Below are 9,560 nucleotides of genomic sequence, written 5' to 3'. Positions count from 1 at the left end.
ATAAAATACTGGCTTAGAAAGTATATTTAATATTCTTTCTGTCGGGTTATAGCGGTCGGTAGCTAACATATAAATTATGCACAGTGCGCTATAAAATAAAAGACAATACAGAATTCTTAATATATTCTTGGCTTTTACTTTCTTTTCTCCAAGAAAAATATAACCTGAAATCATAAAAAATAGCGGCACACAGGGTCTTACAAACGAATCAACTATATTCCCTGACATCCAGTCATAAAGGGGGATTTTTCCATATGAAACCACATACCACACAGAACTGTGCAAGATGATAACCATTAAACACGCAACAGCGCGAATTGCATCTGGCCAGGATTCTCTTTGTTGATCCATAATTGCATTAAACACATGTTAACATTTTGTGTGCAGATTATGACCAGAAATTAATTTTTTTCAAGAAAATTTAACATACGGATCACATTTGAAGTATTCAATGGCTTACTCTAACTACTACGCTCTCCATGCCCACTGTAGCTACGTTAGCTAGCTAGTAGGCCGTTACGCTACTGACGTTCTGTCAGTAAAGAAATTTACCGCTTCATTTTTAAACTCTTCACGATAACGCCTACCCCTTATGAACACCTCTCTTTAAGTCATCTTAAATGATTCTGGGGTGTCTGTTAGACCCGTGGCGATTCAGTCATGAGGAAAACTGGAAGCTCATGAAAGAGGGATGTCACAAGAAAGGAAAGCAGCCTCCAGAATACAGACCCAACCCGGCAGCGGTAGCCACACCTCTCATTCATTAAGGCGCTTCTTAGGGCGGCAGAGCGTGAATAGAAGATGCTTGATAAGGCTCCGATCCTCAAAGTTCCTCAACCAAAGAACAAACGTTTCAGACGGCTTGAACCTCATGAGGCGAGAAGGTTGAATGATGAATGTCCGGAGCCGCTTAAGTCAGTCGTAGAGTTTGCGCTTTATACTGGCTTAAGCCGCTCGAACATTATCAATCTGGAATTGTTGCAGGAAATAGTTCGATGGGAGTCAATCGAAATGGTCCGATATGCTCACCTTTCCGCCGAACATCTCACCGAGCTCGCGAGCAAAATTGGCGCGATTATTGGCCACAATGTCACAAATACAGTACAAGAGGAGAATGTAATTTATTTAAATGTTCTGTAAGTATTTGATATGAGTGGTGCCGATAATAGGAGTGTAACACGCGATAAATCTTGTGTTCGGGTCTTCTTCTACGACCTTCGCAACTACCTGATTTAACGATTTTTACGCACACTGATAATCTGGCATTCATCATGCACATGATAAACGCCCCTAAACTTTAACGGGGTGGAAAATGAAATACAAGCCGGATCAATACATCATTTCTGATAGTTACGGAGTTTATTACGTCAGGATCTCAATTCCTGTATGGCTCCGTAATGCATTTGGTGGAAGAAAAACTCTCGTCCGTAGTCTGAACACTTCCGATCTTCGTGTGGCTCGTAGGAAGCGTGATGTTATAGCCGATGAATTTCACCACATCAGGCAAATTGCAGAGCCGCCAAAACCGGACAGCTTGCAGGACACGATCAGCTATTTAAAGAGCGTGGCTAAGTACGCGAAAGCTGCCCCGAAAGCATCAGCGCCGATTATCTACCAATGCCCTTCTCTGATTAAGATGTTAGAGATCTACCTTATGCATAACGCTGATCGCCTGAAAATGGGAACCTTGAGCAAGACCAGAAAAGCCGTAGAACTGTTCCTGAATTACCTACGAAAGAAGGATGTGGAACTAAACGATATCAATCGCAGCACCGTTACAGGCTGGCTTGATCATCTCCGAGAGACAAAGGCAGTCCAAACAGTGGCTAACTATCTTTCAGCAATGGCAAACATTCTCGATCTTGCCTCTTCCCGATACCAGGACGCCCCACCGCTGGAAAGTAATGTATTCAGAGGTCATAAGCTCAACACAGCTCAGAGCCGCCAGAGTTATGAGGCATTCACGAACGAAGAAATTACGAAGCTCATTAGCGCGTTTAACGAGTTAGGAGAGGACGAACTAAGGGATGTGACCGCTATCGCCGCTTATAGCGGGATGCGCATCAATGAAATAGCCAGCTTAAAATCTGACAATCTCCGAGAAATTGAAGGGGTATTATGTTTTGAAGTAACGGAAGGGAAGACAAGATCGGCATCCAGGGTCATCCCACGCCATAGCGCGATTAAAACAATGGTGCTGGAACGCTGCCAAAAGCCGCATAACGGTTTTTTATTCTACCGTGCCAGCATCACAAAGAGAGAGGACGGCAAGCGCTCCTCGTGGCACGTAAACCGCTTTGGACGGCTTAAACGCGAGATTCTCCCAAGGCAGGAAAATAAAGTATTTCACTCGATCAGGCACCTGGTCGCTCAAACTCTGGACAGAGGCGGGGTTGGTCAAGATAGGTTAAAGCCCGTACCCGAAGACCGGATCGCCCTTCTACTGGGACATTCGAGGGGAGAAACGGAGAGTTTTAAAACGTACAGCAAGAATGCCGCCTCTCCTGTTGAGCTACGGCAGTACATCGAATTGCTACGCTATCCAGAGATTGACTCAATGGTTAAGAATAAAAGGGACCAATTCGAATAAATATTACACTAATATGCCAGTTTAATATGCTAACAAACGTTATAATCTCCCACACTGAAAGCATAATAAACCGCACAAATAATCAAAAGTGAAGTGATCAAGTGAAGTTGCTACAACATCTTGTCAAGCGAAGCGGAGAAAGTTAGCATAACACTATATATGGTGTCGCAATGGAATATAAACACTATATATTTCACCTCAACTGCCCAAAAGGATTAAAGTCATGGCTAAAAACCCAAAGCAAACGTCAAGGAAAGTAGGCTCTCTCGCTGGTCGAACATTGACCAATCCAAACGCTTCGAAACTACAAAAGCGTCTGGCAGCATCTGCGCTTGCTCAGCGTGCCCCCTCAAGTCATACCAGCGATACTATGGAGACGATTGCTGCTAAGGCTCTCGATAATCCTCGCTCAAGCGAAACAACTAAAAAACTTGCAGCTACTGTTTTAGCTCAGTCAACAAAATAAGAAACGAAAAAGGGGCGTAAGCCCCTTTGTTAATCTTCTTCTTTGTCGAGAAGATGTATTGCTTTCCAACATAAAAAAGTTGTGGCAATACTTGCCCCCTCACCAATACTTTTTCCACAAGCTACAGCAAACGCTTTATTCTGAATATCTTCCCAATCAAACTTAAAAGCACTTAATTCTTCAAGGCTAACTTTGTAATCATGCTTATGTGCATAATTATTTCTTACCTTGTTGATCGCTTTGAATGCAGAGTAGTATTTGTTATCGAGCAAACCCATTGCAAACGCCAAATCTACCTTTAGATCATACGAACGGGTAGACCTGAAAAATGCCTTTGGCTCAACAAGGTTTCTTGAGATTAATGTTTCGAGAACTTTCTCAATAAAAAGATGCCCCTTCAAAATAGGCGATAACTCCTCTTCTTCAAATACGAGACGTTGCATAACATACTGATCAAGTTCATCAGAAGATAAATCATCAAAGTTCAAGGTATATTCCTTTAATTGAAGTTTGGCTTCCATATTTTATCATAACCTCGGTTCAGTATCATACTCACCCGCCTGTGGATGACTGACCGGATGACATTTGCAGCGTTAGCGACTGTGCGAAGCTGGCTTGAGATGCACGAGCCTGGAAATCAATGTAATCGCTCAGCCTTGAGCTATCGCTGGCGATAGTTAGCGGAACAGACGCTTCAAGATTGAGATTGAATACAGGTGCAAGATTGTACGCTGGCGCACTATTGGTGCTGGTTAGGGATGATATAGCAGAATCACGAAGCGCTCCCCCTTTCAGAGAATCACCATTCAGGCCGTATTGTTCTACCGCTGTCCCTGTAGGCTGATCATCAATTCCTAACCAGCCTTTCACAGCATGACCTACACTACGGGTACTAAACCCTGTCTTGTCCTGCACCCAATCGGCAGCACTGTTGGCACTGCCTGTAACAGCACCATCGTAGAGAGCCTGGGCCGCTGGCTTATCGCTATCAGTGAACCATTGAGGGAAACGTTCTTTCAGCCCTTTATTGATATCACTCACAACATTGGAAATCTCACCAACAAACCCAGTGATTTCTTTCGAGAGATTGCCTAAGGCCTCTCCAAGCATTCCAGCAGATTCGGTGATAACTTGCGTATTTTTAACAAGGTCGTCGCCACCATCAGCAAAGCCTTTCATGAATCCGGTGAATAAATAATTATCCATACCATTCATCAAGTTACCCATAGCCACGGACAGATCGCCATACTCATAAACCTGCTTGATCATTTCGTCGTTCAGCGTCTGACCGGAGTCAACGAGAGTCTTTAGCATCTTGTTATACTCTGCACCGTTATTCAGGAAAGCATCGGTATAGTGTGCAAGGTCATCCCCGTAATCCTCGATCAGATGCCCGATGGATGCCTGAGACATTCCACGGCGCTGACCTTCGTTTACTGTCGCCTGAATAAAATCCGCAGGCCGATCTTGGAATTTCGAAATGTCGGCTTTCGTCCATCCGAACAGGTTCATAACGTTGTCTACCGCACCGTTACCGCCCTTCCATTTTCCAGACTTCTGATCGAAAGTGGAGTTTGTGACAGACTCACCAAGTCTTTCTCGCAAGTCTTTGAAATTATCTGTTATCTTATCAACGGATGCGCTGTCTATGCCGTGCTGCTGTCCGTATGCAACCAACGTCTTCACCACGTTAGGATTAGTCTTAACAAGGGCTGATTTTCTCACCAGATCAAGGTTTTCATTCCCTTTGTCACGGATACGGGACAGGACACCAGCCCCGCCAGCAAAAGCAGCAGTAGCCCCGATTAACCCAGAACCGCCGCCGATAATGCCGCTGATACCTTTTTCTTTAATACCCTTTGCAGCCCCTGCATAGTCCGTGCGTTTGGCGTGTTTAAGCGCTGCCGCTTGTTGCTGTGTACTGGTAGTAATACGGTTTTGCAATGCAGCCTCACGGCGCATAAGCGCTATGCGTTCGCGTAGCTCATAGTTCATCTTCTGGCTGCTGATCTGCCCATTACGAAATAGCTCTGTCTGCTGTTTGGCGAAGCGAGCAAACTCCAGTTGCTTTAGTGGATCAATGCCGAATTTCCCAGCTATCCCCTTCATCTGGAGGTTAGCACTACGAAACTTGAGATCGGCTGTCTCATTACGTTTTGCAATTTTCGCGGATTCTCTCGCCTGAGTTTTAGCCGCTTTCTCTGCAATACGTTGCTGCTTTAAGTCATTGGAGGTTTTAGGTGTAGCTGCCTTAGCATCTGCCACCTGTTCACGCGCTTTCTGTCTACGTTGCTTCTGAGCCTGGAAGCGAATCTTGGGATCGGCTATTTTCTGGAAGTGCTTTTGAAGGTTATCCGCTGCGGCCTTAGCCTCTGCAATGTCCTCTTTCGAAACTTGAAAACGTACCGTGTTGACGATAGAACTTGTGTGAATCTCAAGCATCGCCACCGCCTTTCTGATCCAAGAAGTGATGAATTGCCGCTTCGACGGTTTCACCACGGAAAATACGCGCTCTAACGCCCGTATACGAAATCTCTAATAGCTCGCAAAGCTGGCTCACCTTGAGCAGCCCTTCTGCATCGTCTGCACTCAGTCGAACATGTAAACCACGATTTGATTTAAGTATAAGTTCCACCTCTATTTTTCCTCTTGTTATGGGGGAAACAAAAAAGGGATGCCACCAGAGCCACAATTGCGCTGTGGGTTAGTAAGCATCCCTCATTAAAACGCCTGATTGTTTCCAGCGGGGGTCAGGCTCCCACTTGCTCATTAAGCAGTGATGGTGATCTTCACCTGCATACCTAACGCATGATTGACAGGCAACGCCGAATTTTCGTGCATAACGTGGTACGCATCGCCGCGCTCACTCAGGTAGCCCCAAGAGTAGTATTCAGCAGGTGCAGCATCGATCAGCGCGAAGTTACCAGAGGCAGCGCCGTAGATGTTCTGATAAGCATTTGTGCCTTTGCTAAACACCGGAACCGCCACCATGTCAGCATCATCTGGCATCTGTGCAAGGATCAGCGGATCTGTCACTTTAACAATGTCGATAGGCGCACCAGGCAAGCTAAAGGTTGAAACACCAGGTAGAAGCTCGTGACGCTGGTAGAACAGGTTACGTTCATCGTATGGCGCTACGTAGGTGAATGCCTTAGCCATGCTGTCAGAGAATCGAATCTGGCTGAATGCGGTAGGCTTGGCAAATACGATCACTCGTTCAATCTGACCAGCCAGCCCACCTGCGGCAGCCTGAACTTTGTCTAAGATGGCATCAAAATCTTGTGCCGCTGTCGCTGTGCTCACGCTGGCTGTCATTGGCACTACGCCGAACAGTTCAGAGTAAGAGATCAGCAGGTCATCTGTTGCAGGGGTGTACACTTCACCTTTGAACAGAGCACGGGCCAGGTAAGATTCACGGGTACGAAGGTAAGCAATTTTATGTTTCCCAGTGTACTCGGTGTACAGGTCGGTAACGGTTTGTTCGTAATCAGTGCCTTGTACCCTTTTCCCTTGCACATCAACAGGTTTAAAGGTGTCCTCCCTTGCAAACCAAGGAATTTCAATAAGATACTCTTTACCATTCTGACGCGCGGTAGTGTCGTGGTTTGATGAATAACGGCTCTGCGGGGTGTTAAACAGGCTGTAGTTATCATCCAGAAGCTGTGTCACCACCACTTTCGGATTCTGGACGCCTACCCCGTCGAAAAGATCGAGGGCATTCATAAGGTAGTTACGTTCCGGCAGGGCATGGAAGATTGGCGCTAAGTTAACCTGCTCACGCCCGATTGCGATTTTAGTCATTAATGATCATCCTTGATTAAGAGGTGAAGAATGGACGGCATACGAACCCTTTGGATTCGAGCGTGGTGATAGCTGCGGCGTGATTCGCTGCGTTCAGGTTGTCGGCTTTCAATGCTACGAAGCTGCCAACATTAGGCGCACGTAGGACATTTACCGTTTTACCGTCGCCAGCACTGACGGCATCGGACACCACCACATAGGCACCATCACCGGAGGTGTATAGAGCGCCATCAGCGCCGATAACATCGCCGCATTCAATATCTGCTGGCAGGTCGAAAACACGGCCTTCTACGGCTGCAAAAGAATCAGTGGCGTAGCTCACTACGTCAGTGAAACTCTTACGAATTGGGAAAAGTTCGGTTAGGTCTACAATCATTGTTGTTTGATTTCCTTGGATTTGATTGCGATCCGTTCCTGCATACTAAGTTGAGGTGTGTCCTCAGAAGGGAAATACTGTTCTACAGCTTTTTCTATTTCTTCAACGGTACATCCTGCCATTTCAGCCACTTTAGCTATCAACTCAGGATTAACTTGAATCACTTCGGATTTGTATTTTAGGATTCGGTCGCGATTGTTTAATAAGAACATTGTGTTGTTCCTTCGCGTTGTGTCTGCGTGCAGCATTTATGTTGTACGCAGGGTAAAGAGAAGGGCTACCGAAGTAGCCCTGGAGAGTATGCCCCTTGTTAGAAAGCATTGTTTAACGTCATCGTTTCGGAGGATTATGATGTTAAAGAATGGTTTCTTGAATAAATGAGGGCGCAATGTGAATACAGATGTATACACAAAGTAGGATCGCCCGTCATTGCTCCTCATTTTTAAAAGCGTGTAGCAGCGCCCAGGAATAAAATGAGGCTTTCTTTATCTATCTACTACCAGACACTTTCGGGAGTGTATTAATAGAAGATTTGCCAGCCTGAACGTAACTACCACTGACGGCGTTTATTCAGTCTGACTACATTCACCCTAACGGAATGAATGAGTAAAGAGCGAATGCCCTTTCTGAAAAAGTCGGAGATGCGCGGTGATTGCGATGCAATACCAACACAACGAGACATTACATCCCGCGCATTCCTTCGGAACAAACAAGACAAAGAAGAAAGAACCAACACTTTCAGAAATAGCATTCAGAGGGAGAGAGTGCCGCTATGGGAAACGGCATTCTCAGAGAGTGCTCACACTATGGGATAGTGTTTGCAAGTCGTATTGTCATACGAGGGTGAAGTGATTCGAATACTTACCCTATAATTCATTATGACACACATAGCACGTATTGTCAAGAAGTTTCGTAACTTTTATGTTATGGCGCATTCTTCCGCTATCTGGATGGCAAGCTCTCCGAGTTCAACGGTGATATGTTGCATAGCGAGGGCAAGCTCCTCCATATCATTGACAATGCGCCACGCCTGATCTACGGTGACGGTATCTCCGTTCATCTGCACCAGGTGTTCTACAGCAGCGTTCCAGTGTTCAAGGGCAGTGATTGCCTGTTCAGTGTATTGTATCGCTTCCAGAAGCGCGGAGGGCGTTCTCTCACGCCACGCCTTATTAACAAGCTGCAAGGCTGGTAAATGCCAAATGTCGTGGAAGGAGTTAATTAGGGTGTTCACGTTGTTCACGGTGTCCATAGTTTTATTATTCATTGTTGTTTTCCTTGTCGTCAAAGAGAATGTCAAAATCTTGTATGTGATTGGATAAGCCGTTAGTTTGGGAATACCCTACCCAGTCAAGATAATTTTCTGCGTATAGTTGCCACTTCTTAAGATTCGATGAATCAACACGGTATTCACGGCGGCGGCGTGGTTTATAGAAGACGTTATCCGAAGAAGCTAAAACATCCTGCAATAGTTCAAACTCTGCCCCGACGGGCACCGTTGCAGGGTATTCTATTATTTCGGTGATCCATTCTCCTGGAATAGCCTCTCGTGCGAGGTCTTGTAGAGAAGAGGTGTATTTACGTTTGCTGGCGCGTGTTGCTTGTTCTATCCGTTTAATTGGATTTCGTTCTTTTCGTCCCATTCATTCCTCGTTGAGGGAAACTTCGGTGTTTTCTCGTTAATGTCCATACTGCGTAAAATGCAAATAACCAATACATAGCGATGATCATAAAAGTTTCCCATTGGTTGTTATTTAGTCGTTCGAATAAATGATCTCATAATCCGAGATCATAGATTTTATTGTTATGTCGAAATGTCCAGCTTCCTTAAAAGCGATCACACCGAAAGATTTAAGAGAATGTAGCCAGAACATCACACCACCTTGCGAACATCCAGAACGTTCGATAATGTCACCGTAGCTGATCTTTGTCGGTTTGGATTTATAGAAGAAATGCAGGGTTTCTAACACACGCTTTCCAGCGTCATTAATCTGAATACGGTCAACGCCGTATTTCACTAAGTATTGTATCAATTAGGTCTCCTGATTAGTTCCAGTTTCGTTTGATTGTTGCTATTCCAACATTCATAACTTCTTGAGTTTGTTTCTGAGTAAGCCCACTGGCTTTATGTTTCTGCACTTCGGCGCGGGTGTTGTCGCCTTTCGTTGTATCGCGTTTCTTTCTCACTTTCCCAAAGTTCAGACATTCAATCTTTGCTCCAGGGAAATAATGCTCTTTGATGTATTCAGCACTTGCCAGATCCGGTACTACGAACATCAGAGGGTGATTTGTGTCAGCATTACGGATAGATGTACGGCTAATAAACT

At 45.2% G+C, this 9,560-nt stretch carries 12 protein-coding genes and 2 pseudogenes; 3 read left to right on the top strand and 11 right to left on the bottom strand.

What is annotated here, in order from left to right:
- Positions 1 to 366: acyltransferase family protein (locus tag IM300_RS22405; RefSeq protein WP_193038342.1), on the bottom strand; the 366-nt coding region annotated here is incomplete at its 3' end.
- Positions 367 to 659: 293 nt separating this feature from the next.
- Between IM300_RS22405 and IM300_RS22400 the strand changes: the two are divergent.
- From IM300_RS22400 to IM300_RS22390, 3 genes and pseudogenes are all read left to right on the top strand, one after another.
- Positions 660 to 1,020: pseudogene (locus tag IM300_RS22400) on the top strand (integrase); the annotation flags it as partial.
- Positions 1,021 to 1,312: 292 nt separating this feature from the next.
- Positions 1,313 to 2,590 (top strand): DUF6538 domain-containing protein, encoded by a 1,278-nt coding sequence (locus tag IM300_RS22395; protein ID WP_193038341.1) that lies wholly within the window; start codon positions 1,313 to 1,315, stop codon positions 2,588 to 2,590.
- 223 nt (positions 2,591 to 2,813) lie between these two features.
- Complete coding sequence (locus IM300_RS22390) at positions 2,814 to 3,056, top strand: hypothetical protein (protein WP_096834853.1); 243 nt, start codon at positions 2,814 to 2,816, stop codon at positions 3,054 to 3,056.
- 29 nt (positions 3,057 to 3,085) lie between these two features.
- Here the strand turns inward: IM300_RS22390 and IM300_RS22385 are convergent, their stop codons facing one another.
- The 10 genes and pseudogenes from IM300_RS22385 to IM300_RS22340 form a co-directional block, all read right to left on the bottom strand.
- Positions 3,086 to 3,577: a hypothetical protein gene (locus tag IM300_RS22385; protein ID WP_193038340.1), complete on the bottom strand. Its 492-nt coding sequence runs from the start codon at positions 3,575 to 3,577 to the stop codon at positions 3,086 to 3,088.
- A 31-nt stretch (positions 3,578 to 3,608) separates the two neighbouring features.
- Positions 3,609 to 5,498, bottom strand: a complete 1,890-nt coding sequence (locus IM300_RS22380) for a hypothetical protein (protein WP_193038339.1) — start codon at positions 5,496 to 5,498, stop codon at positions 3,609 to 3,611.
- On the bottom strand, positions 5,491 to 5,691 hold the full coding sequence (locus IM300_RS22375; RefSeq protein ID WP_023303161.1) for a hypothetical protein: 201 nt from the start codon (positions 5,689 to 5,691) through the stop codon (positions 5,491 to 5,493). The genes IM300_RS22380 and IM300_RS22375 overlap by 8 nt, the downstream gene beginning before the upstream one ends.
- 134 nt (positions 5,692 to 5,825) lie before the next feature.
- Positions 5,826 to 6,857: a major capsid protein gene (locus tag IM300_RS22370; protein ID WP_226842413.1), complete on the bottom strand. Its 1,032-nt coding sequence runs from the start codon at positions 6,855 to 6,857 to the stop codon at positions 5,826 to 5,828.
- A 16-nt stretch (positions 6,858 to 6,873) separates the two neighbouring features.
- On the bottom strand, positions 6,874 to 7,233 hold the full coding sequence (locus tag IM300_RS22365) for a hypothetical protein (RefSeq protein WP_193038338.1): 360 nt from the start codon (positions 7,231 to 7,233) through the stop codon (positions 6,874 to 6,876).
- Entirely contained in the window at positions 7,230 to 7,445 is a 216-nt protein-coding gene (locus tag IM300_RS22360; protein WP_003862898.1) for a hypothetical protein, read from the bottom strand. The genes IM300_RS22365 and IM300_RS22360 overlap by 4 nt, the downstream gene beginning before the upstream one ends.
- A gap of 707 nt (positions 7,446 to 8,152) precedes the next feature.
- Positions 8,153 to 8,500, bottom strand: coding sequence for a hypothetical protein (locus IM300_RS22355; protein WP_193038337.1), 348 nt, complete (start codon positions 8,498 to 8,500; stop codon positions 8,153 to 8,155).
- Positions 8,493 to 8,876 (bottom strand): hypothetical protein, encoded by a 384-nt coding sequence (locus IM300_RS22745; protein WP_226842412.1) that lies wholly within the window; start codon positions 8,874 to 8,876, stop codon positions 8,493 to 8,495. The genes IM300_RS22355 and IM300_RS22745 overlap by 8 nt, the downstream gene beginning before the upstream one ends.
- 111 nt (positions 8,877 to 8,987) lie before the next feature.
- A complete protein-coding gene (locus IM300_RS22345) occupies positions 8,988 to 9,266 on the bottom strand; it encodes a hypothetical protein (RefSeq protein ID WP_193038336.1) in 279 nt (92 codons plus the stop codon).
- Between the two features lie 13 nt (positions 9,267 to 9,279).
- Positions 9,280 to 9,560, bottom strand: a pseudogene (locus IM300_RS22340) (hypothetical protein); the annotation flags it as partial.

Origin of the sequence: Enterobacter cloacae complex sp. I2, from assembly GCF_014896205.1 — a bacterium.
GTDB classification, from domain to species: Bacteria; Pseudomonadota; Gammaproteobacteria; order Enterobacterales; family Enterobacteriaceae; genus Enterobacter; species Enterobacter quasihormaechei.
Note: the sequence above shows the minus strand (reverse complement) of the source record. Positions and strands in the feature narration are given on the sequence as shown.